Raw genomic sequence first — 23,121 nt, forward strand, 5'->3', positions numbered from 1 at the left:
GGAGGCGGTGCTCCGGCACACCCCCGAGGTCGTGCTGCTCGACGTCCACCTCCCCGGCGGCGGAGGCGCGGAGGTGATGCGGCGCGTCGGTCCCCGGAGCCCGGGCACCAGGTTCCTCGCACTCTCGGTCTCCGACGCGGCCGAGGACGTGATCGGGACGATCCGGGGCGGGGCCCGCGGCTACGTCACCAAGACGATCACCGGGCCCGAGCTGGTCGCGGCGATCGAGCGGGTGGCCACCGGCGACGCGGTGTTCTCGCCGCGGCTCGCGGGGTTCGTGCTGGACGCGTTCGCCGGCTCGATCGAGGTGGCGCAGGTCGACGAGGACCTCGACCGGCTCACCGAGCGGGAGCGCGAGGTCATGCGGCTGATCGCGCGGGGCTACGCCTACAAGGAGGTCGCCTCGACGCTCTTCATCTCCGTCAAGACCGTGGAGACCCACGTCTCGAGCGTGCTGCGCAAGCTCCAGCTGTCCTCGCGCCACGAGCTCAGCCGGTGGGCGTCGGACCGCCGCCTGCTCTGACGGTCACCTACTCGGGGATCCCCGGTCCGACGACGGTCAGTCCGTAGCGCGGGCCGACCTCCATCCACTTCGGGATCTCGACCTCGGGTGCCAGGCCGTCCTCGCCCGGCAGCCGCAGCTCGGAAGCCGGCAGCCCGACCTCGTCGTAGAGGTGGAGCAGCCCGGCCGGAGCGGTCAGCGCCAGGAACCTGGCCGGGGTGTCGCCGCGGATCCGGAACGCGTGTGGGAGCCCGGTGGGCAGGTGGATGAAGCAGCCCTCGTAGAGCTCGAACAGCTCCTCCCCGGCCTGGTAGTCCAGCCGCCCCTCGAGGACGTAGAACGCCTCGGCCTCCTTGTCGTGCCGGTGCAACGGGGTGGCCACCCCCGGCGGCTGGGTGACGAGGGCGACGCCGAGCCTGCCGCTCTGCTCCGGCTCGAGGAGGTGCTCGAAGAGCGACTGCATCGCCCAGGTGCCGCGGCCGGTCCCCGGCCGGTGCATGACCAGCTGCTCCTGCTGCATGCCGACCTCCATTTGATCCGAAGCACTTTCGGATAAATTAGGGCGCGTGGTGCGACCGGTCAAGAGGCACTACGACTCCTCGGGCCGCCGCGCCGCGGCCGAGGCGAAGCGGCTGGAGATCCTCGCGGCCGCCCGGGACCTCTTCGCCGAGGGCGGGTACGCCGCCACCTCGGTGCAGGCCGTCGCCGACCGGGCGGGCGTCTCGCTGGACACCGTCTACGCCAGCGTGGGCCGCAAGCCGCAGCTCCTGCTCGCGGTGCACGACATGGTGCTGGCCGAGGGCCCCGCGCCGGTGCCCGCGACGCAGCGCGGCTACGTCCGTGCGGTGGAGGCGGCCGGCACGGCCGAGGAGAAGATCCGCACCTACGCCGCGGCGATGGCCCGGGTCCTGCCACGCAGCGTCCCGATCATGGACGCCCTGCGCGAGGCCGGCGCGACCGAGCCCGACTGTGCGGCGCACTACGCCGCGATCTCCGAGCGTCGCGCCGCCAACATGCGACTCTTCGTGGCCGGGCTGCGGGCCACCGGCGAGCTCCGGCCGGAGCTCTCCGACGAGGACGCGGCGGACCTGGTCTGGTCGCTGAACAGCCCCGAGTGGTTCGGGCTGCTGACCGGGCGGGGCCGGACTCCTGAGGAGTACGCCGCGCTGCTGGCCGACGTACTCCTGCGCACCCTGCTCGCCCGTGGGCCCGGGGGTGGCGCCGCATAGGCTGGGCAGGACATGACGACCCGCCCGACCGCAGAGTCACTGCCAGGCTTCGAGCACCTTGCCGCCCCTGCGGAGAAGGAGTCGCGGCGCCGCGGCCCCACGGCCGGGGAGCTGCTCGAGGGGCTCAACGAGCCCCAGCGAGCCGCCGTCGTCCACGAGGGCACACCGCTCCTCGTCGTGGCCGGCGCCGGCTCGGGCAAGACCCGGGTGCTCACCCGCCGGATCGCATGGCTGATCAGCGAGCGGAAGGCGCACCCCGGGTCGATCCTGGCGATCACCTTCACCAACAAGGCCGCCGCCGAGATGAAGGAGCGGGTCGAGGCACTGGTCGGCCGGCGCGCGCGGATCATGTGGGTCTCGACCTTCCACTCCGCCTGCGTGCGGATCCTGCGCAAGGAGATCACCGCGCTCGAGGTCGGGGGCGTCGGATACAAGTCGTCGTTCTCGATCTACGACGCCGCCGACCAGAAGCGGCTGATGACCAACGTGGCCAAGGAGCTCGATCTCGACCCCAAGCGGTTCCAGCCCGGTTCGCTGCTGCACTGGGTGTCCGACCACAAGAACGAGCTGCGTGACGAGGAGGACGCCGCCCGCGACGCCGGCAACAAGCTCGAGGAGCAGTACGCCGCGGCGTACACGCTCTACCAGAAGCGGCTACGGCAGGCCAACGCCCTCGACTTCGACGACCTGATCATGCTGACCGTCCACCTGTTCCAGCAGTTCCCGGACATCCGTGAGGTCTACCGCCGGCGGTTCCGGCACGTGCTGGTCGACGAGTACCAGGACACCAACCACGCGCAGTACGCGCTGATCGCCGAGCTGTGTGCGGAGCGGTTCGAGGATGTCGAGGAGATCGGGTCGGGGGGAGAGCGGGTCGAGCCGGCCGAGCTGATGGTGGTCGGCGACGCGGACCAGTCGATCTATGCCTTCCGCGGCGCCAGCATCCGCAACATCCTCGACTTCGAGCAGGACTTCCCCAACGCGACCACGATCCTGCTCGAGCAGAACTACCGCTCCACCCAGACCATCCTCACCGCGGCCAACTCGGTGATCGGGCACAACAAGGGACGCAAGGAGAAGAAGCTCTGGTCCGATGCCGGTGACGGCGAGCGGATCGTCGGTTACGTCGCCGACGACGGGTACGACGAGGCGCGGTTCGTCTCCGAGGAGATCGACAAGCTCGCCGACCAGGGGGTCAGGGCCGCGGACGTCGCCGTGTTCTACCGGACCAACGCTCAGTCCCGGGTCTTCGAGGAGGTCTTCATCCGGACCGGCCAGCCCTACCGCGTGGTCGGCGGGGTGCGCTTCTACGAGCGGCGCGAGATCCGTGACGCGCTGGCCTACCTCCGGCTGCTCGCCAACCCGGCCGACGAGGTGTCGCTGGACCGGATCCTCAACGTGCCCAAGCGCGGCATCGGCGACCGTGCGGTCGCCGCGGTCCGCGCCTTCGCCGCGGGCAACGGCCTGTCGTTCTGGGAGGGGCTCGCCCGCTCGGCCGAGGTGCCCGGCCTCGCGACCCGCTCCCAGGCGAGCATCGCGGGGTTCGTCGCGATGATCGAGGAGCTCCAGTCGATGGTCGACGCGGGGGAGCGGCCAGACGTGGTGCTGGAGACGGTGCTGGAGCGCTCGGGCTACCTCAAGGCCCTCGAGGAGTCCGACGACCCGCAGGACGAGACCCGCCAGGAGAACCTCGGCGAGCTCGTCGCGGTGGCACGCGAGTTCGCCGACGACCCCGTGGCCGGGCCCTCCGCCGACCCCGCGGACGTCGACGCCGGGATCGTGGCGCCCGGGCTCGCCGACTTCCTCGAGCGGGTCTCGCTGGTGGCCGACACCGACCAGATCCCCGACGACGACGACGGCGTGGTCACGCTGATGACGCTGCACACAGCCAAGGGGCTGGAGTTCCCCGTCGTCTTCCTCACCGGCCTCGAGGACGGCGTGTTCCCGCACTCGCGCGCGCTGGGCGACCAGCGCGAGCTCGAGGAGGAGCGCCGGCTGGCCTACGTCGGCCTGACCCGCGCCCGCGAGCGGCTCTACATCTCCCGCGCGGTGGTCCGCTCGGCCTGGGGCGCTCCCGCGCACAACCCCGCCTCACGGTTCCTCGACGAGCTCCCGGTCGACCTGGTCGACTGGCGTCGCACCGAGGCCGCCCAGACGGTCTGGGACCGGCCGGACGTCTCCTCGTCCTACGGCGGCTCCTGGAGCGCCCCCACCGACCGCGGCCGCCGGAACTTCTCCTCCGCCGCCGCCCGCGCCGACGCCGCGGCCAAGGCCAAGCCGGCACGAGAGATCCCCACCCTCGAGCCCGGTGACCGGGTGCTGCACGACTCGTTCGGCATGGGCACGGTCGTCGCGATCGAGGGCGTGGCCGACAAGCAGGTCGCCTCGATCGACTTCGGCAGCGAGGGCGTGAAGCGGCTGCTGCTGAGGTATGCGCCGGTGGAGAAGCTGTAGCCGGTCACCCGACGGGCACCACCAGCCTCGTCCGTGGGTTTGCGGAGGGAGATCGGCACCTGGTGCCGGAGATCCTCGGCAAAGCCGGGTCCTGGGCGCCCGGCCATGCTTCGGTCGGCTGTTACTGCGCCGCGCTGCCGAGGAACAGCCCGTGCTGCTGCATGGCCGTGTAGGGGTCGACCGGGTCGCCGCCGCCGGGGTGGACCTCGACGTGCAGGTGCGACCCGGTGACATGGCCGGTGGCGCCGACGAGGCCGATGACCTCGCCCTGGTGGACGGTGTCACCCGGGGAGACCATGAACGCGCTCTGGTGGCAGTACCACAGCTCGGTGCCGTCGGAGAGCCGGACCACGGTCTTGTTGCCGTAGGAGCCGTCATAGGCAGCGGAGACCACGACGCCGTTGGCGATGGCGTGGATCTGGTCGCCGGTGTTGCCGTTGAAGTCGAGGCCGGTGTGCATGCTCGACCACAGGCCGTAGTCGCCGAAGCGAGCGGTGAGGATGACCGGCTCGAGCGGGTAGACCCAGAGGTTCTTGGCGAGGTACTTGTCGTGGGAGTCGGCCTTGCCGTTGATCCCTCGCAGCGCCTGGCTGCGCTCGTCGGCCGCGCCCTGGGCGGCTGCCTGGAGCTGGTCCTGGCCGCTGGTGCCGCTGGCCTGGGCGTCGCGGCCGCCTCCGCGGGTGACCACCGGGTTGCGCGCCGAGAAGTGCCCGACGCCGCTGGCGCCACCGAGGGCGGAGGCCGCGACGTGGGAGTCGCTGGCGGTGAGCACGCTCGCGGGGCTGGCGTCGTCGACGGTGAGCACACCGCCTACTGAGACCGCCAGCGCGGCGATGCCGACGAGCACCGGCGCCGAGAGGAACCCCTTGACGAACGGTCCGCGACCGGCGGCGCGCTTGACCGCGCGGCGCTTGCCGCCCGGGACCAGAGGCTCGGCGCGCAGCAGCGGGAGAGGGGTGGTGGGCTCGTGCTCGAACGACGTGGTGTGGTCGGTGGGCTCGAGGGCGCCGAGGACCCGCTCGATGGTCCCGGTGTCGAACACCTGGCGCGGGACCTCTCGCACCGGCTCCGGGACGGCATCAACTTTCGGGTGGTTTTCGGCCGGCGCTGCGTGGACCGGCGTGTCGACGGGCACCGGAGCCCTACGGCGACCGACGTACGCCGGCTCCGGGACTTCGAGCGGGCTGACCCAGTCGACGGGCACCTCGGCCCGGCGGCGGCCACCCGAGGGAGGTTCGGAGCTGTGGTCCGGGGTCGTTGATCCGGCTTCGAGCACGTTTGGCTCAGCTCGGTGACCAGCCACGAGTCAGGGTCCCCCCAGGCCGACGACAAGTTGTACAACGGGTGAAAACGAACAGCGCGCAAGACCATAGCGGATGCCTTGGGGCCTCCGAAATCCGTGTCAAGGCGTTTTGTGGACGTGCGACGTTCCGCTGTACCCGCGCCGCCGCACTCCATGCGTGCCCGACAGCGACCACTACTCGGGTGGTGTTCTGGGTCACGTCGCAGGCAGGGCCCTCGTAACCGCTCGAGCCCCGGGACTAAGGTGCCGAAGGCGATCCACGCAACGCCGCTTCCCCTTCGGACTCTTCTGAGAAGGACTTCCCTCGTGGACCTGATGGAGTACCAGGCGAAGGAGCTCTTCGCCAAGCACGGAGTCACGACCACCCTCGGCACCGTCGTCACCACCCCTGAGGAGGCCCGGGCCGCCGCCGAGCAGTACGGCTTCTGCGTGGTCAAGGCGCAGGTCAAGGCTGGTGGCCGCGGCAAGGCGGGCGGCGTCAAGCTCGCGCGGACGCCGGACGAGGCGTTCGAGCACGCCGGCAACATCCTCGGGATGGAGATCAAGGGGCTGCGGGTCAACCGGGTCCTCGTCACTCCGGCCACGCCACCCCAGGAGGAGTACTACTTCTCCTTCCTGCTCGATCGTGCCAACCGGCAGTACCTCTGCATCGCCAGCGTCGAGGGCGGCGTGGAGATCGAGGAGGTCGCCAAGACCAACCCCGACGCCGTCAAGCAGATTCCGGTGGACCCCGGCGCCGGCGTCGACGAGGCCAAGGCCCGCGAGATCGCCACCGAGGCGAAGTTTCCCGAGCCGGTCTTCGAGCAGGCCGTCGCCATGATCCAGGCCCTCTACACCGTGTTCACCGCGGAGGACGCGACCCTGGTCGAGGTCAACCCGCTAGCACGCCTCGAGGGAGACAGGCTCGAGGCGCTGGACGGCAAGATCACCCTCGACGACAACGCGGACTTCCGGCACCCGGACCACGCGGCATTCGAGATCAAGGAGGAGACCGACCCGCTCGAGGCCAAGGCCAAGGCGAAGGGGCTCAACTACGTCAAGCTCGACGGCCAGGTCGGCATCATCGGCAACGGCGCCGGGCTGGTGATGTCCACCCTCGACGTCGTGGCGTACGCCGGCGAGCGGCACGGCGGCGTCAAGCCGGCCAACTTCCTCGACATCGGTGGCGGCGCCAACGCGCAGGTGATGGCCGACGGCCTCGACGTGATCCTCAACGACGAGCAGGTCAGGGCGGTCTTCGTCAACGTCTTCGGCGGCATCACCGCCTGCGACGAGGTCGCCAACGGCATCAAGGGCGCCCTGGAGATCCTCGGTGACGAGGAGTCCAAGCCGCTGGTCGTCCGGCTGGACGGCAACAACGTCGTCGAGGGCCGCCGGATCCTCGAGGAGCTGGCCCACCCGATGGTGACCCTGGTCGACACCATGGACGGCGCCGCCGACAAGGCCGCCGAGCTCGCGAACGCGTAGGGACGAGAAGACAGATGAGCATCTACCTCAACAAGGACTCCCGGATCATCGTCCAGGGCATGACCGGCGGGATGGGCTCCAAGCACACCGCGCTGATGCTCGACGCGGGCTCCACCATCGTCGGGGGCGTCAACGCCCGCAAGGCCGGCACCAGCGTCGAGCTCGGCGGCCAGGAGCTGCCGGTCTTCGGCTCGGTCAAGGAGGCGATGGCCGAGACCGGTGCGGACGTGTCGGTGGTGTTCGTGCCGCCGGCGTTCACCAAGGACGCCTGCATCGAGGCCGTCGACGCCGGCATCGGCCTGCTCGTGGTGATCACCGAGGGCGTGCCGGTCCAGGACACCGCCGAGGTGTGGTCCTACCTGCAGTCCGGGGCCAACCACGCCGGCACCCGGATGATCGGCCCCAACTGCCCGGGCATCATCACGCCGGAGGAGTCCCTGGCCGGCATCACGCCGCACACGATCGCCGGCAAGGGCCCGATCGGGCTGGTCTCCAAGTCCGGCACCCTGACCTACCAGATGATGTATGAGCTGAAGGACTTCGGCTTCTCGACCGCGATCGGCATCGGTGGCGACCCGATCGTCGGAACCACCCACATCGACGCCCTGGCCGCGTTCGAGGCCGACCCGGAGACCAGGGCCATCGTGATGATCGGCGAGATCGGCGGCGACGCCGAGGAGCGCGCTGCGGCCTACATCAAGGAGCACGTCACCAAGCCGGTCGTCGGCTACGTCGCCGGCTTCACCGCCCCCGAGGGCAAGACCATGGGCCACGCCGGCGCCATCGTCTCCGGCTCCTCGGGCACCGCGGCGGCCAAGAAGGAGGCGCTCGAGGCGGTCGGCGTGAAGGTCGGCAAGACGCCGTCGGAGACCGCCGAGCTGATGCGCGAGATCCTGCGCGCTCTCTAGCTCTTCTTGTCCAGCGGCACGAGCCGCTCCTGGGCCCGGTGGGCCAGCGCCTCGAAGGCAACTGGACCGATGCTGACGTCGTCGGACGGCACGAACGTCAGCTCGGCCACGGCGTTGCCGGACCTGATCACGGCCATCAGGAAGCGCACCGACTCCTCCTGCGAGACCTCGACGGTGAGCCGCCAGACGGTCAGGTCCTTGGCGCCGCTCTCCTCCTCGACCAGCTTCTCGACGGTGGTGCCGAGGTCATCGTCGGGGCACTTGGTGAGCTTGCCGCGGATGTCGTCGACGAACTGCTGTGCCTGCTTGGGCGGCAGTGCGCCGACCGTCTCGGAGAGGCCGAACTCGGGCGGCAGCTGGGTGGCGGCCGGGATCACGAAGGTGCGCGTGAACGCCTTGGTGAAGTCGGGGCCGCTGAAGTCGGTGTTGTCGCAGCGGGTCGCGGCGACGTTCTCCTTGGCCTTCGACGGCGCGGTGCCCGCCCACGGCTGGTCGATGGTCGGCACCGGCGGCAGGTCGGCCTCGACGAGGAGCGAGGGGTGGCGGCCGACCGGGACGACCGTGGAGTCCTTGACCTTGGGCGTCCCCGTGCAGGTGCCCGCGTCGGGCAGCGTGCACAGGCCGGAGACCGCCCGGGCGAGCAGATCGACGCTCGGTGCGAGGTCCGGCTCCTTCTTCGGGTCGGTCATGCCGGTCAGCGTGTTGACGACGGTGGTGCTGAGCCCGCCGGTGCGGGCCACCCCGACCACCTCGGTGGTGACCGGGTCGGCCCAGCTGCGCAGCACCAGCATGGTGGCCTCGTCACCGACCCCCGTCACGCGGTGGGTGGACAGCAGCTGGACCCGGGGGCTCATGCAGCCGGCGTACCAGCCCAGCATGGTCTGGTAGGTCCGCTCGGCCGCCGCCGCGTCGGCCGACGCCTCGGCCGACTGGCCCGCGGTCAGGAGCCCGCTCTTGGCGGTGCCGGTGAAGGTGCGCACCAGGGCGCCGATGCCCCGCATGTCGGCGTAGCGCCCGCCCTGGCAGGTGAAGACCAGGCCGTCGCCGGCGGTGTTGGTGCTCGTGGCGCCCTCGGACCAGCTCCCGGGGATGGCCGCGCTCACCTGCTGGACGCCGAGCAGGGCCTGCGGCGTGAGCGGGTCGGGCTCGGGCGGCGCGGTCTCGCCCTTGGTCTGGGGGGTGCTGGAGCTGCCCTCGAGGATCCCCTTGGTGGCCAGGGCCGGGCGCGCCCCGGAGGCGTCGGTCACCACCGAGCCGGTGACGAGGACCGCGGCGACCGCGGCGGCGACCCCGACCGCGGTGTGGGCGCGGCGGCGGGCCGCGCCGGCGCGCATCACGATCGAGGGTCGTGGCCAGCGGATCTCGTCGAGGCCGGGCGCGAGGGCCTCGAGGGCGCCGCGCACGCCGGTCGACGGGACGCCCCGGTGGACGGAGAACTGCGCGCTGGCGAGCTGCAGCTCGCGCTCGGCGTTCGCGCGGGTGACGCCCACCTCCCGAGCCATGTCATCGATCGGCAGCGCCGTGAGGTGGGCCAGCAGCAGCACCTTGCGCTGGGTGGTGCTCAGCTTGCCGAGCGCGTCGAGCGTCTTGCGGGCCTCGGGGTCGATGTCCTTCTGCCGCGCCCACCAGCGCGCGGTGCTGCGGCGCTGCGCACGGGTCCAGGCCAGCGGCCGGGCGTAGTCCTCGGGCCGGTCGAGCCTGGACACCTTGCGCCAGTGGTGCCAGGCCACCACCATCGCGTCGCGCACCGCCCGCTGGGCGGCGTGCAGGTCCCCGGTCAGCGCGTAGGTCTGGAGGAGCAGCCGCGCGCGGACGTCCTTGTAGAAGGTCTCGAAACCCTCCGGACTCCGCGCGGCTGATCGGGGAAGCGTGCGGGGCATGACGCGCACCACGGTACTGGCCGGACCCCGAACCGAACGAGTCGGCGTGGCGGCGCCGTCCCGGCCCTGGGCGCGGCGAAGATGGGCCGAGAGATGACCGCGCTGATGCCCGACCGCACCCGCCCGTCGGCGGGCGAGCTCAGGCGTGACCTGCGTCACCGGCGTCCGCTGTTCCTGCTCGCCCCGCTCGCGGGCGCGGTTGCCGCGGCAGCCACGCTCACGGTCTGCATGGCCCTCGGGGTGACCGGCTGGTTCCTGACCGACGCGGGCGCCCACGGCACCCCGCGCGACGGACTCCGGGTCGGCGCGCTGGCCTGGCTGATGGCACACGGCTCCGGCGTGCATGTGGGTGGCGCCCTGGTCACGGCCATGCCGCTGGGCATCACGCTCGTGTGTGGCTGGGCCACGTGGCGGATCGGCCACCGGCTCGGCGACTCGATCTCCGGCCACGGTCCCGACGCCCAGCGCATCGCCGACGGCGAGCGCGACTGGACGGTGCCGTCGGCGGCGCTGCTCTACACGGCCGGCTACGTCGCCGTGGGAGTGGTCACCAGCACCCTGGCCGCCACTGCGGCCACGGCCCCGGACACGCACCGGGTGGTGCTGTTCTCGATCCTGCTCTGCGGTGTGCTGGGTGCGCCCGCCATCGCGATCGGCTCCGGCCGCGCCGCGATCTGGACCGCGACGCTCCCCGAGTCGGTCGTGGCCACCGGCGCCGTGTGCCGCCGGGTCGTCAGGCTCTGGCTGCTGGCCTCGCTCGTGGCGTTCGCGGCCGCCTTGGTGACCGACTTCGACACCGCGCTCAACGTCACCTCCCAGCTGCACACCGACACCGGCGCCAACGTCCAGCTCGTCGTCGTCTCGCTGCTCGTGGTCCCCAACGCGGTGGTCTTCTCCGGCTCCTACCTGCTGGGGCCGGGGTTCACCGTCGGGACCCACACGGTCGTCTCGCCCGCGGTGGTGACGATCGGCGCGCTGCCGATGTTCCCCCTGCTCGCCGCACTGCCCGACACCGGGCCGACGCCACCCTGGACCTCGGCGCTGATCACGGTGGCTCCTCTCGTCGCGGCGCTCGGCGCGATGCGCGCGCAACGGCTCCACCCGACCTACCGGTGGGAGGAGGGCGCCCTCCACGGCTGTGGTGGCGGCATGCTCGCCGGCGTGGTCTTCGGGGTGCTGGCCCTGCTCAGCGGCGGCTCGGTCGGCCCGGGCCGGATGGCCGACGTCGGCCCCTTGGTCGGCTCGGTGCTGGTGCACGGTGTCACCGCGTTCGGCATCGGCGGCCTGGTCGGTGGCCTGGTCGCCACGTGGTGGCAGCGGCGCCGGTCGCCGTCGAGTAGAGCCAGAGTGCTGTCCTCGGTCCCGGTGGACGACACATCCGCGCCGCTCGACGACGATTCCGACGCAACCCAGGCCACCCTGGCCCCCGTCCCCGACGAAGACTCGCCCTAGACTCACCAACCGTGCGCCTCGTGGTCCTCGTCTCGGGCGCCGGCACCAACCTGCAGGCGCTCCTCGACGCCGCCACCGACCCGGCGTACGGCGCCACGGTGGTCGCCGTCGGGGCCGACCGCGACGGCATCGAGGCGCTGGCCCGGGCCGAGCAAGCCGGGGTGCCGACGTTCGTGCTCCGGGTCCGGGACTTCCCGGACCGCGTGGCCTGGGACCAGGCGCTGACCAAGGCCGTCGCCGAGCACCAGCCGGACCTCGTCGTCTCGGCCGGCTTCATGAAGCTGGTGGGCAAGGACTTCCTCGCCGAGTTCGGCGGGCGGTTCGTCAACACCCACCCGGCACTGAGCCCGTCGTTCCCCGGGGTGCGCGGTGCCGCCGACGCGTTGGACTACGGCGTCAAGGTCACCGGCTGCACGCTGTTCTTCGTCGACGAAGGTGTCGACACCGGCCCGATCATCGCCCAGCGCGCGGTCGCGGTCGCCGACGGCGACACCGCGGAGACGCTGCACGAGCGGATCAAGGTCGCTGAGCGGGCCATGCTCGTCGAGACCATCGGCGCGATGGCGCGCGGCGGGTTCACGATCGAGGGGCGCCGGGTCGCGGTCGGAGGGTGAGGTGTCCATGTACGAGATGAGGAGTGTGCGCCGTGGCTGACGTCCCGGAGCTCGACAGGGTCCCGGTCAAGCGGGCGCTGGTGTCCGTCTATGACAAGTCCGGGCTCGAGGAGCTGGTCCGGGGGCTGCACGCCGCCGGCGTCGAGCTGGTGTCGACAGGCGGCTCGGCCGCACTGATCGAGGGGCTCGGCATCCCGGTGACCAGGGTGGAGGAGCTGACCGGCTTCCCGGAGTGCCTCGACGGCAGGGTCAAGACGCTGCACCCGAAGGTGCATGCCGGCATCCTGGCCGACCGGCGCCTCGACTCCCACGTCCATCAGCTCGCCGAGCTGGGCGTCGAGCCGTTCGACCTCGTCGTCTCCAACCTCTACCCGTTCCGCCAGACCGTGCTGTCCGGCGCGAGCCCGGACGAGTGCGTCGAGCAGATCGACATCGGCGGGCCCTCGATGGTCCGCGCGGCCGCCAAGAACCACCCGAGCGTGGCCATCGTGACCAGCCCGGAGCGCTACGCCGACGTGCTCGCCGCCGTCGAGGCGGGCGGGTTCACCCTGGCGCAGCGGCAGCGGCTGGCGGCGGAGGCCTTCCAGCACACCGCGACCTACGACGTGGCGGTGGCGAGCTGGATGAGCAACGTGCTCACCGACACCAGCGACGGCACCGGCTTCCCGTCGTGGACGGGCGCCACCTGGGACAAGGCAGCGGTGCTGCGCTACGGCGAGAACCCGCACCAGCCCGCGGCGCTCTACCGCCACTGGCGTGGTGGCCTGGCCTCGGCCGAGCAGCTGCACGGCAAGGAGATGTCCTACAACAACTACGTCGACACCGACGCAGCCCGTCGGGCGGCTCACGACTTCGACGAGCCGGCGGTGGCGATCATCAAGCACGCCAACCCCTGCGGCATCGCGATCGGCCCGGACGTCGCGGAGGCGCACCGGCGAGCCCACGAGTGCGACCCGACGTCGGCGTTCGGCGGGGTGATCGCGGTCAACCGCCCGGTCTCGGTCGCGATGGCCGAGCAGGTGGCCGAGGTGTTCACCGAGGTGATCGTCGCGCCGGCCTACGACGACGGCGCGGTCGAGGTCCTCCGGGGCAAGAAGAACATCCGGATCCTGCTCTGCCCGGCCGACGAGCACCCGGACCCGGTCGAGTTCCGCGGGATCAGCGGCGGCGTCCTCATGCAGCGCGTCGACCGCGTCGACGCCGAGGGCGACGACCCGGCGACCTGGACCCTGGCCGTGGGCGACGCCGCTCCCGACGACGTGCTGGCCGACCTGGCCTTCGCGTGGCGGGCCTGCCGGGCGGTGAAGTCCAACGCGATCCTCCTCGCCCGCGACGGTGCCTCGGTGGGCATCGGCATGGGCCAGGTCAACCGGGTCGACTCCTGCCGCCTCGCGGTGTCCCGCGCGGGCGACCGAGCCAAGGGGTCGGTGGCCGCGTCGGACGCCTTCTTCCCGTTCGAGGACGGCCCCCAGATCCTCATCGACGCCGGGGTCCGTGCGATCGTGCAGCCGGGAGGGTCGGTCCGCGACGAGCTGACCGTCGAGGCGGCCAAGGCGGCGGGGGTCACCATGTACTTCACCGGCACCCGGCACTTTGCCCACTGAGCTCGGGTCGAGCCTGCTGAGACCACCGCAGCACACAGGAGATCGCAAGACACCATGACCGCACAGAAGCTGGACGGGGCCGCCACCCTCACGGCGATCAAGGCCGAGCTCACCGAGCGGGTGGCCAAGCTGCGCGAGCGGGGCATCGTGCCCGGCCTCGGCACGGTGCTGGTGGGCGACGACCCCGGCTCGCAGTGGTATGTCTCCGCCAAGCACAAGGACTGCGCCGAGATCGGCATCGAGTCGATCCGCCGCGACCTGCCGGCCACGGCGACCCAGTCCGAGGTCGAGGCGGTGATCGACGAGCTCAACGCCGACCCCGCCTGCACCGGCTTCCTGGTCCAGCAACCCACCGGGCTCGACGAGTTCGCGCTGCTCTCGCGGGTCGACCCGGACAAGGACGTCGACGGGCTGCACCCGGTCAACCTCGGCAAGCTCGTCCTCAACGAGCCGGGCTCACTGCCGTGCACGCCGATCGGCTGCATCGAGCTGCTGCGCCGGCACGGCATCGAGCTCGAGGGGGCCGAGGTGACCGTGCTGGGCCGCGGGCTGACGGTGGGTCGTCCGATGGGGCTCCTGCTCACGCGCAAGTCCGAGAACGCGACCGTGACGCTGTGCCACACGCGGACGCGCGACCTCGCGGCCCACACCCGCAACGCCGACATCATCGTGGCCGCGGCGGGGGTCCCCGGCATCATCACCGCTGAGATGGTCAAGCCGGGTGCCGCCGTCCTCGACGTCGGCGTGTCGCGGGTCGACGGCAAGATCGCCGGCGACGTGGCCTCCGACGTGTGGGACGTCGCGGGCTGGGTGTCGCCCAACCCCGGCGGTGTGGGCCCGATGACCCGGGCGATGCTGCTGACCAACATCGTGCTCTCGGCGGAGCGGGCGGCAGGTTGAGCTCCGTGACCGACGAGCCCGCCGAGCCCTCCGCGGAGCCGCCCGAAGAGAAGCCCGCGGAGCCGGTGCCCTCACCCGAGGAGATCGCCGGCGAGCTCGACGCGGCGGCGGACGAGCAGCAGGCGGAGCGGCGCTACCCGTCGACGATCGGTGGCGCGTTCTACCTGGTGGTGCTGGCGCTCGCCGCGATCGGTATCGCGCTCGTCTGGGGCGGCGAGTGGCGGATCGGCATCCAGTGCCTGGCTGCCGGTCTCTGCTTCGCCGCCGTGACCCGGCTGGTGCTGCCCGCCAAGGACGCCGGCATGCTCGCGGTCCGGAACAGGTTATTCGACGCGACCCTGCTCGCTGGGGCGGGCATCGCGATCTTCTTCCTGCTGACGACGATCCCGAACCAGCCGAGCTGAGCTGACCGAGGAACGAGGTCAGGTCAGCTCATCGGCGGTCGAGCAGCGACCGCGACCGAGCGTGCGAGGTCAGGACGGAGCGTGTCGAGACCTCCGCAGCTTCGGCTGGCACTGACCTGAGTCCAGTCCGCGCGCCGGCGACGGGTGTCTCGACACGCGCGGTCACGGCTTCGCAAGCTCAGCCGTGCGCGCTGCTCGACCCTCGGGCTTGTCTGACCCGTCCTCCTTCGTCGGACGGCTCAGATCAGCCCGAGCTCCGTGACGGCGTCGCGCTCCTCGCCGAGCTCGGCGACCGAGGCGTCGATCCGGCCGCGGGAGAAGTCGTCGATCTCGAGGCCCGAGACGATGGTCCATTCCCCGTCCTTGGTGGTGACCGGGAACGACGACACGAGCCCCTCGGGGACGTCGTAGGAGCCGTCCGAGGCGACCGCCATCGAGACCCAGTCACCCTCGGCCGAGCCGAACAGCCAGTCACGCGCGGCGTCGATGGTTGCCGACGCTGCCGAGGCCGCCGAGGACGACCCACGGGCGTCGATGATCGCCGCGCCGCGCTTGGCCACGGTCGGGATGAAGGTCTTCTCCACCCAGTCCTGGTCGTTGACGACCTCGGCGGCGTTCCGGCCGCCGACCAGCGCGTGGAAGAGGTCGGGGTACTGGGTGGCGGAGTGGTTGCCCCAGATCGTCATGTGGGTGATGTCGGTGACCGCGGCCCCGGTCTTGGCGGCGAGCTGCGAGATCGCGCGGTTGTGGTCGAGGCGGGTCAGCGCCGAGAACCGTTGCCGCGGGATGTCGGGAGCGTTGGACATCGCGATCAGGGCGTTGGTGTTGGCCGGGTTGCCGGTCACGCCGATCCGGACGTCGTCGGCGGCCACGTCGTTGAGCGCCTTGCCCTGCTCGGTGAAGATCGCGCCGTTGGCCGAGAGCAGGTCGCTGCGCTCCATGCCCGGGCCGCGCGGACGGGCGCCGACCAGGAGTGCGAGGTTGACCCCGTCGAAGATCTGCCTCGGGTCGGCACCGATCTCGACACCGGCGAGGAGCGGGAACGCGCAGTCGTCGAGCTCCATGACGACGCCCTCGAGCGCCTTGAGCGCAGGCTCGATCTCGAGGAGCCGGAGCTCGATCGGGCGGTCCCCCGCCAGCGCACCGCTCGCGAGACGGAACAGCAGGCTGTAGCCGATCTGGCCGGCTGCGCCGGTGACGGCGACCTTGAGAGGGGAAGAGCTCACGACGTTCTCCTGAGTCGGGCCAGAGTCGGGCCTGGGTCGGGAAGGTGACGTTGGTGACGCTAGCAGCGGACGGGTTTGCCACGATGGCCAGGTGGCGAGGCGACCGAACCGGTACGTCGCGCTCGCTCTGGTGGCCGTCCTCGCCGCGACCGGCTGCGGCTCGGAGTCGCCGCAGAGCCCGCCCACGGGGATCGACGGGCTGGTGATCCCCACGGCGTCGCCGGACCCCGCGGACTTCGTGACGACCATCGACAACCCGTGGCTGCCCTACGCCCCGAGCGCGGTGTGGAGCTACACGCTGCGCACCGAGGACCTCGACTACCTGCTCTCGGTCACCGTGCTCCCGGACCACGAGCGGGTGGCCGGCGTCGCCACCACCGTGGTCGAGACGCTGACCACCCCGGCGCTGGACGGACAACCCCACGGCACCCCGGTCCGCACCCGCGACTACTACGCACAGGACCGCAGCGGGAACGTGTGGTGGTTCGGTCGCGAGGGGGTGTGGCGGGCCGGGGACGGCGCCGAGGCCGGGCTGGCGATGCCGGCCACACCGCGGGTCGGCGACGGCTGGCAGGCGGCGTACGGCGCCGGCGTCGTCGACGTCCGGCAGTCCGTGGTGACCCTCGACCAGAGCGAGTCGGTGCCGGCCGGGCGCTACACCGACCTGCTCGGCATCGACGTCACCGACGCACTTCAGCCCGACAGCGTGCGGCGCAGGTTCTTCGCCCGCGGTGTCGGGCTGGTCGAGGAGGAGTCGACCGAGGGACCGGCCTACCTCGCAGAGCTGGAGTCGGTCAGCGGGCCTGCTACTGGGGCGGGCGGGACGACGGGTCCGTCGGCGGCTGCTCCGCCGGATGGGCCGGGTCGGCGGTGGGCTCGGGCACCCTCGGGGTGATCTGGGTCGGCTCGTGGCCCGCCGGCGGCGCGGCGTGCTGGGCCGGGGGAGACGCGGGCTGCCACTGCTCGAGCGGCTTCCACTCCTGCGCGGCGTGGTCCCACTGCCAGCCGTCCTGGATGATCGGCTCCTGCTCCCAGGCGGCCTGCTCCACCGCCTGCTGGTTCCACTCCTGCTGGAACTGGTCCGGCGCGCCGTACCCCGGCACCGCGGCGGCCGCGGGCCTGGCGAACCGCCAGCCCGAGCCCGACACCGGCTCGGTGTCGTGGCCGAACAGCAGCGGGTAGGTGACGCCGGCGATCGCCGCTCCGACCAGTGGCGCCACGATGAACAGCCAGAGCTGGACGATCGCGTCACTGCCGGCGAAGAGGCCGACACCGATCGAGCGGGCCGGGTTGACCGAGGTCCCGGTCAGGTTGATCGAGGCGAAGTGGATCATCGCGAGCGCGAGACCGATGGCGGCCGGCGCCAGCGCCGGGTGCTCGTTGCGGCCGTCGGTCACCGCGAGGATGACGTAGACGAAGATCGCGGTCAGGGCCGCCTCGACGAGGAAGGCCGCCCACCACGCGAAGTCGGCGGGGCTCTGGTCGCCGTAGTGGTTCTGGGCCAGCCCGTCGGTCCCGACGTCGTAGCCGGCGATGCCGTGCACGAGGGCGAACAGGGCGAGACCCGCGACGATCGCGCCGCCGAGCTGGGCTCCGACGTAGGTGGGCACCTGGCGCCAGGCCATCCGGCCACCGAGTGCGGCGCCGACCGACACCGCGGGGTTGAAGTGTGCACCCGAGATGCGGCCGAACGCGTACGCCCCCGTCAGCACGGTGATGCCGAACGCGAACCCCGTGGCTGGCACATCGGCGCCGGTGCTGATCGCGGCCCAGCAACCGATGAACACGAGCACGAAGGTCCCGAGCGCCTCGGCGGCGACCTTCTGGACAGTGGTGGAAGTGTCGGCCATGGCCGCAGCCTAGCCATCCTGACGCCCCGGTTGGGGTTGGCGCAGACGCGTGCGAGGCTGGCCGGGACCCACGCACCCGGGTGACACCGCCCGGGCTGCGTCAGGTATCTTGACGTCAAGACATCGAACCTCTTCGGGACGACACCCCGCAGCCGCACAGGAGCGACGACGCGATGGCCACGATCATCTACACCCACACCGACGAGGCGCCGCTGCTGGCGACGTACTCGTTCCTGCCGATCATCCAGGCGTACGCCGCCAAGGCCGGAGTGGACGTGGAGACCCGCGACATCTCGCTGGCGGGACGGATCATCGCGCAGTTCGCCGACGTGCTGACCGAGGAGCAGCGGACCGACGACGCGCTGGAGGAGCTCGGCGAGCTCACGCTGCGCCCCGAGGCGAACATCATCAAGCTGCCCAACATCTCGGCATCGGTCCCGCAGCTGAAGGCGGCGATCAAGGAGCTCCGGGAGCTGGGCTACGAGCTGCCTGACTACCCCGAGGACCCGCGGACGCCCGAGGAGCAGGAGGTCCGCGCCCGCTACGACAAGGTCAAGGGCTCGGCGGTCAACCCGGTGCTGCGCCAGGGCAACTCCGACCGGCGGGCGCCCGCCTCGGTCAAGGCCTACGCCAGGGCGCACCCGCACCGGATGGGTGCCTGGAGCCCGGAGTCGAAGACCAACGTCGCGACCATGGGCAAGGACGACTTCCGCTCCAACGAGCAGTCGGTGGTCATCGAGGCCGACGACACGCTGCGCATCGAGCACGAGGCCGCGGACGGCACGGTCACGGTGCTCAAGCCCGAGCTGAAGGTCCTGGCCGGCGAGGTCGTGGACGGCACCTTCATGAACGTCGCGGCGCTGCGCCGCTTCCTGACCGAGCAGATCGCCCGGGCCAAGGCCGAGGACGTGCTGTTCTCGGTGCACCTCAAGGCCACGATGATGAAGGTCTCGGACCCGATCATCTTCGGCCACGTCGTGCAGGCGTTCTTCCCGACGCTGTTCGAGCAGTACGGCGACGCGCTGGCGAAGGCGGGGATCACCCCCAACGACGGCCTCGGCGCCCTCCTCTCCGCGGTCGAGGCACTGCCCGAGGGCGAGGCGATCAAGGCCGCGGTCCAGCAGGGGCTCGACGACGGCCCCGACCTGGCCATGGTCGACTCCGACAAGGGCATCACCAACCTGCACGTCCCCTCCGACGTGATCGTCGACGCCTCGATGCCGGCCATGATCCGCACCTCGGGCCACATGTGGGGCCCGGACGGCGAGGAGCACGACACCCTGGCGGTGATCCCGGACTCGTGCTACGCCGGCGTCTACCAGGCCGTCATCGACGACTGCCGCGCCCACGGCGCCCTCGACCCGGCCACGATGGGCTCGGTCCCCAACGTCGGGCTGATGGCCAAGGCGGCCGAGGAGTACGGCTCGCACGACAAGACCTTCGAGGTCCCGGCGGCCGGGGTGGTCCGGGTCGTCACCAGTGCCGGCGAGACGCTCCTCGAGCACACCGTCGAGCCCGGTGACATCTGGCGCGCCTGCCAGACCAAGGACGACGCCATCCGCGACTGGGTCAAGCTCGCCGTCACCCGGGCCCGCGCGAGCGGCACCCCGGCAGTGTTCTGGCTCGACGAGGGCCGGGCACACGACGCCAACCTGATCGCCAAGGTGAAGCAGTACCTCCCCGAGCACGCTGCGTCGATCGGCGAGGGCAGCGGGCTCGACATCGAGATCATGGCGCCCGCTGCCGCCGCGGCCCACGCCGTGGAGCGGATCCGCAGGGGCGAGGACACCATCTCGGTCACCGGCAACGTGCTGCGCGACTACAACACCGACCTCTTCCCGATCCTCGAGCTCGGCACGTCGGCCAAGATGCTGTCGATCGTCCCGCTGATGAACGGCGGCGGCCTGTTCGAGACCGGCGCCGGCGGCTCGGCCCCCAAGCACGTGCAGCAGCTGGTCAAGGAGAACTACCTGCGCTGGGACAGCCTCGGTGAGTTCTTCGCGCTGGCCGCGTCCTTCGAGCACCTCGCCGGCTTCGCCGGCAACCACGGCGCCCAGGTCCTCGCCGACACCCTCGACCGGGCCACCGGCACCTTCCTCGAGAACGACAAGTCTCCGACCCGCAGGCTCGGCGGCATCGACAACCGCGGCTCGCACTTCTACCTGGCCCTCTACTGGGCCCAGGAGCTCGCCGCCCAGGACGACGACAGCGACCTCGCGGCCGCGTTCAAGCCGCTGGCCGAGATGCTGGCCGCCCAGGAGCAGCAGATCGTCGAGGAGCTGCTCGCGGTCCAGGGCGGCCCGGCCGACATCGGCGGCTACTTCCGGCCGGACCCGGAGAAGGCCTCCGCGGTGATGCGGCCCTCGAAGACCTTCAACGAGGCACTCTCATCCCTGTGACCGAGGCACCGACGCACACCCCGCAGCCACCGGACATCGGCCGGCGGACGCTGACCCCGGTCGGGTACGCCGTCTGCATCGTCGTCCCGTTCCTGATCGCGGCGGCCGGGTTCGCCTTCCTGCACTTCCACTACAACAAGGAGCAGCTGGTCAGCGGCACCCGGCTGCAGATCGTGACCTCGGACTGGAAGCCGGGGGACGACGCGATGACCACGCAGGTCACCGGGCACCTGGTCCTCGGCGACGACGGGTGCCTGCGGCTGGCCGACGCAGACGGCTCCACGGTCGACCTTGTCTGGCCGGCCGACTACGAGGCGAGCGTGGAGCGGGTCGGCCCGACCGACCAGCTCAAGGTCTACGACCCCGACCGGGACATCGTGGCCCGCAGCCAGCAGACGATCGAGCTCGGCGGTGGCTCGGCGCCCGTCGGCGACTACGCCGGCCGGGCCTGCGCGCCGGCCTCGGGCGAGGTCTTCCTGGTGCAGGCCCAGCCCACGGTGGTCGGCACCGCGCCGTAGGACCGTCGAGGAATAGGTGTCAGGGGCATCGGGCTAGGACGATGGTGACGATGTCCCAGACGACGACCGAGGCGCCGGACGCGGTCGGCGCAGCGGTGCGCCCGCGGAGCTTCGCCCTCGCCGTGCTCGCCCTCGCCACCGGCGGGTTCGCGATCGGCACGACCGAGTTCGTCACCATGGGCGTGCTGCCCCAGCTGGCCGACGGCGTCGACGTGTCGATCCCGGTGGCGGGCCGGGTCATCTCGGCATATGCGCTGGGCGTGGTCGTCGGCGCGCCGGTCGTCGCCTACTTCGGTGCGAGGCTGCCCCGCCAGAAGCTGCTGGTGGGACTGATGGCGGCCTACGCCGCATTCAACGCGCTGAGCGCGCTCGCCCCCAACTACCCGACGCTGGTCGTCGCCCGGTTCTTCGACGGGCTGCCGCACGGCGGCTACTTCGGCGTGGCGTCCCTGGTCGCCGCCAGCATGGTCGCGCCGGAGCGTCGCGGCCGGGCCATCGCGCTGGTGCTGATGGGGCTGCCGGTGGCCAACGTCGTCGGGGTGCCGGCCGCGACCTGGCTCGGCCAGACGCTGGGGTGGCGCGCGTCCTACTGGGTGGTGGCCGCGCTGGCCGGGCTGACCATCGCGATGGTGCTGGCCTTCGTGCCGGACTGTCCGGGCAACCCGGAGGCGACCGGGCGCCGCGAGCTGCTGGCCCTGCGCAAGCCGCAGGTGTGGTTCGCGATCGTGGCCGGCGCGATCGGCTTCGGTGGGATGTTCGCGCTGTTCTCCTACGTCGCTCCGCTGGCGACCCGCGTCGCCGACCTCCCCGACTCCGCGGTCCCGGTCTTCCTCCTGACCCTCGGTGTCGGGATGGTGTTCGGCAACTGGGTGGCGGGCCGGGCGATGGACTGGTCGCTGCGCATTTCCCTGCTCGGCGCGCCGGTCGCCCTCGCCGTCAGCCTCCTGGTGGCCTGGCTGCTGGCGCCGTACGGCTATGCGTCGCTGCCGGCACTCTTCGCGGTCACCACCTTCGGGTCGGTCCTGGCACTGGGTCTGATGATGCGGCTCATCGACGCGGCCGAGCACGCCGAGACGATCGGGGCCGCGCTCAGCCACGGCTCGCTCAACATCGGCAACGCGCTGGGCGCGTGGCTCGGCGGCGTGACGATCGCCGCCGGCTTCGGCTACCGGTCGCCGCTGGCGATCGGCGTGCTGCTCTCGCTGGCCGGGTTCGCGGTGCTCGCGGTCGGGTTCGCGCTGGACCGCCGGCCGGCGGCCCACTCCGAGGCCGTCACGTCGTAGAGCGCCATGTCCACCCAGCCGTCGCGCACCTGCGCGCCGGACCGCTCGATGCCGTAGAAGCGGAAGCCCAGCCTCTCGATCACGGCCCGTGACGCGGTGTTGGCGGCGGCCGCGAACGCCGTCACCCGCCGGACACCCAGCGACTCGAAGACGTGGTCGAGCGCGAGCCGGCAGGCCGCGGTCGCGAGGCCCCGGCCGCGCGCATCGGGGTGCAGCCAGTAGCCGAGCTCGCACTCGACCTCAGGCACCCAGTTGAACCACAGGACCGTGCCGAGGATGCGGTCGTCGTCGTCGCCGTCGGCGACCGCCCACGTCATCGCCTGGCCCGTGGCCTCGTGCTCGCGGCGTCGCTCGACGTAGGCGCGCGCGTCGTCCATCGTGTACGGCGCCGGCTTGTGACCCAGCCAGTGCTCGGCGTCCGGCTCCGCGGTGCCCTCCTGGATGCGCGGGGCGTCGTCCACGCGGACCGGCCGGAGGCGGAACCCGTCGCCCTCGATCACCGGCACCTCGAGCCAGGTGGTCCGCGGCTCGCGGGGGTCGTCGCGCAGCAGGGTGCCGACCCAGGCGTCGCGCCGTCCGGCGCCGCGCTGCGGGAGGTACTGGCGCAGTGTCCCCTCCTGGGTGAACCCCAGCCGCCAGGCGAGCTTCCGGCTCGCCCAGTTTCCGGTGAACGCCCGCCAGACGATCGTCTCCAGGTCGAGCTGGGCGAACCCCCACTCGAGCAGCAGCCGGCAGCCGCGCTCGATGGCGCCGGTGCCGCGCACGTCCGGGTGCGACCCGAACGCGATCTCGGCCCGTCCGGGGCCTTCGTTGCGCAGCGAGACAGTGCCGGCGTAGCGGCCCTCGAGCTCGACCGCGAACCCCCACTCGCTCCCGTCGAGCCAGCCCTGGGGCATGAGGTGCAGCGCGAACTCCTCGGCCTCCCGGGCGTCGTACGGCGTGGGCACCATGGTCCAGGCGATGGACTCAGGGTCAAGGCACTGCTCGACCACGCGCGGCAGGTCGTCCGAGCGGTGCGCACGGATCGTGATGACTCCGTCGGTGAGGGTGGGTGCGGTCAGTGGAGCGGACACCCGGGCAGGGTGGTCGACCGGAGGCTTGGGAGGCAAGCCGATTGGGTCAGCGATC

Annotated in this window: 20 protein-coding genes; 14 read left to right on the plus strand and 6 right to left on the minus strand. The window is 71.7% G+C overall.

From position 1 onward, the window contains the following. A partial coding sequence (locus VFV89_RS21370) for a response regulator transcription factor (protein WP_329708004.1) occupies nt 1-523 on the plus strand: 523 nt, incomplete at its 5' end. A gap of 7 nt (nt 524-530) precedes the next feature. Here the strand turns inward: VFV89_RS21370 and VFV89_RS21375 are convergent. Continuing rightward, nucleotides 531-1,022 carry a cupin domain-containing protein gene (locus tag VFV89_RS21375; protein ID WP_329708005.1) on the minus strand — a complete coding sequence of 164 codons (492 nt, stop codon included), beginning with the start codon at nt 1,020-1,022 and terminating at the stop codon, nt 531-533. A 46-nt stretch (nt 1,023-1,068) separates the two neighbouring features. Here VFV89_RS21375 and VFV89_RS21380 point away from each other — a divergent pair, with 46 nt between their 5' ends. Then, nucleotides 1,069-1,731 carry a helix-turn-helix domain-containing protein gene (locus VFV89_RS21380; protein WP_329708006.1) on the plus strand — a complete coding sequence of 221 codons (663 nt, stop codon included), beginning with the start codon at nt 1,069-1,071 and terminating at the stop codon, nt 1,729-1,731. Between the two features lie 12 nt (nt 1,732-1,743). Then, nucleotides 1,744-4,185, plus strand: a complete 2,442-nt coding sequence (gene pcrA / locus VFV89_RS21385; protein WP_329708007.1) for a DNA helicase PcrA — start codon at nt 1,744-1,746, stop codon at nt 4,183-4,185. 121 nt (nt 4,186-4,306) lie between these two features. On the opposite strand, the gene VFV89_RS21390 is transcribed toward pcrA, so the two are convergent. After that, nucleotides 4,307-5,320 carry a M23 family metallopeptidase gene (locus VFV89_RS21390; protein WP_329708008.1) on the minus strand — a complete coding sequence of 338 codons (1,014 nt, stop codon included), beginning with the start codon at nt 5,318-5,320 and terminating at the stop codon, nt 4,307-4,309. A 474-nt stretch (nt 5,321-5,794) separates the two neighbouring features. Here VFV89_RS21390 and sucC point away from each other — a divergent pair, with 474 nt between their 5' ends. Both sucC and sucD read left to right on the plus strand, forming a co-directional pair. Next, nucleotides 5,795-6,955 (plus strand): ADP-forming succinate--CoA ligase subunit beta, encoded by a 1,161-nt coding sequence (gene sucC, locus VFV89_RS21395; protein WP_329708009.1) that lies wholly within the window; start codon nt 5,795-5,797, stop codon nt 6,953-6,955. Nucleotides 6,956-6,969: 14 nt separating this feature from the next. Continuing rightward, a complete protein-coding gene (sucD, locus tag VFV89_RS21400; RefSeq protein ID WP_329708010.1) occupies nt 6,970-7,863 on the plus strand; it encodes a succinate--CoA ligase subunit alpha in 894 nt (297 codons plus the stop codon). Here sucD and VFV89_RS21405 read toward each other — a convergent pair. After that, a complete protein-coding gene (locus VFV89_RS21405) occupies nt 7,860-9,743 on the minus strand; it encodes a sigma factor-like helix-turn-helix DNA-binding protein (RefSeq protein ID WP_329708011.1) in 1,884 nt (627 codons plus the stop codon). The two genes, sucD and VFV89_RS21405, sit on opposite strands and share 4 nt — an antisense overlap. Nucleotides 9,744-9,836: 93 nt before the next feature. Here VFV89_RS21405 and VFV89_RS21410 point away from each other — a divergent pair, with 93 nt between their 5' ends. From VFV89_RS21410 to VFV89_RS21430, 5 genes are read left to right on the plus strand one after another with little or no spacing between them, the layout of a single operon-like run. Continuing rightward, nucleotides 9,837-11,195: a DUF6350 family protein gene (locus VFV89_RS21410; RefSeq protein WP_329708012.1), complete on the plus strand. Its 1,359-nt coding sequence runs from the start codon at nt 9,837-9,839 to the stop codon at nt 11,193-11,195. Nucleotides 11,196-11,206: 11 nt separating this feature from the next. Beyond that, entirely contained in the window at nt 11,207-11,809 is a 603-nt protein-coding gene (gene purN, locus VFV89_RS21415; protein WP_329708013.1) for a phosphoribosylglycinamide formyltransferase, read from the plus strand. Nucleotides 11,810-11,841: 32 nt separating this feature from the next. Next, complete coding sequence (gene purH, locus VFV89_RS21420) at nt 11,842-13,413, plus strand: bifunctional phosphoribosylaminoimidazolecarboxamide formyltransferase/IMP cyclohydrolase (RefSeq protein WP_329708014.1); 1,572 nt, start codon at nt 11,842-11,844, stop codon at nt 13,411-13,413. Nucleotides 13,414-13,467: 54 nt separating this feature from the next. Next, a complete protein-coding gene (locus VFV89_RS21425; RefSeq protein ID WP_329708015.1) occupies nt 13,468-14,313 on the plus strand; it encodes a bifunctional methylenetetrahydrofolate dehydrogenase/methenyltetrahydrofolate cyclohydrolase in 846 nt (281 codons plus the stop codon). A gap of 5 nt (nt 14,314-14,318) precedes the next feature. Next, nucleotides 14,319-14,717, plus strand: a complete 399-nt coding sequence (locus VFV89_RS21430; protein WP_329708016.1) for a DUF3017 domain-containing protein — start codon at nt 14,319-14,321, stop codon at nt 14,715-14,717. A 239-nt stretch (nt 14,718-14,956) separates the two neighbouring features. Here the strand turns inward: VFV89_RS21430 and VFV89_RS21435 are convergent, their stop codons facing one another. Next, nucleotides 14,957-15,943, minus strand: coding sequence for a malate dehydrogenase (locus VFV89_RS21435; RefSeq protein WP_329708017.1), 987 nt, complete (start codon nt 15,941-15,943; stop codon nt 14,957-14,959). A 91-nt stretch (nt 15,944-16,034) separates the two neighbouring features. Here VFV89_RS21435 and VFV89_RS21440 point away from each other — a divergent pair, with 91 nt between their 5' ends. Beyond that, nucleotides 16,035-16,838, plus strand: coding sequence for a hypothetical protein (locus VFV89_RS21440; RefSeq protein WP_329708018.1), 804 nt, complete (start codon nt 16,035-16,037; stop codon nt 16,836-16,838). Here the strand turns inward: VFV89_RS21440 and VFV89_RS21445 are convergent. Beyond that, the gene (locus tag VFV89_RS21445; RefSeq protein WP_329708019.1) at nt 16,750-17,793 is read right to left on the minus strand and encodes an aquaporin; all 1,044 of its coding nucleotides are present in this window, start codon (nt 17,791-17,793) and stop codon (nt 16,750-16,752) included. The two genes, VFV89_RS21440 and VFV89_RS21445, sit on opposite strands and share 89 nt — an antisense overlap. Nucleotides 17,794-17,966: 173 nt before the next feature. On the opposite strand from VFV89_RS21445, the gene VFV89_RS21450 reads away from it, so the two are divergent. Genes VFV89_RS21450 through VFV89_RS21460 form a run of 3 tightly spaced genes read left to right on the plus strand, consistent with a single transcriptional unit; the run spans nt 17,967 to nt 21,993 of the window. Beyond that, the gene (locus VFV89_RS21450; RefSeq protein WP_329708020.1) at nt 17,967-20,192 is read left to right on the plus strand and encodes an NADP-dependent isocitrate dehydrogenase; all 2,226 of its coding nucleotides are present in this window, start codon (nt 17,967-17,969) and stop codon (nt 20,190-20,192) included. Further along, a complete protein-coding gene (locus VFV89_RS21455) occupies nt 20,189-20,710 on the plus strand; it encodes a hypothetical protein (protein WP_329708021.1) in 522 nt (173 codons plus the stop codon). Before VFV89_RS21450 ends, VFV89_RS21455 begins: the two co-directional genes overlap by 4 nt. Nucleotides 20,711-20,760: 50 nt before the next feature. After that, nucleotides 20,761-21,993 carry an MFS transporter gene (locus VFV89_RS21460; protein WP_329708022.1) on the plus strand — a complete coding sequence of 411 codons (1,233 nt, stop codon included), beginning with the start codon at nt 20,761-20,763 and terminating at the stop codon, nt 21,991-21,993. Here the strand turns inward: VFV89_RS21460 and VFV89_RS21465 are convergent. Then, nucleotides 21,876-23,066, minus strand: coding sequence for a GNAT family N-acetyltransferase (locus VFV89_RS21465; protein ID WP_329708023.1), 1,191 nt, complete (start codon nt 23,064-23,066; stop codon nt 21,876-21,878). The two genes, VFV89_RS21460 and VFV89_RS21465, sit on opposite strands and share 118 nt — an antisense overlap. Nucleotides 23,067-23,121: the final 55 nt, after the last annotated feature.

The organism is Nocardioides sp., from assembly GCF_036274455.1.
GTDB lineage: Bacteria > Actinomycetota > Actinomycetes > Propionibacteriales > Nocardioidaceae > Nocardioides.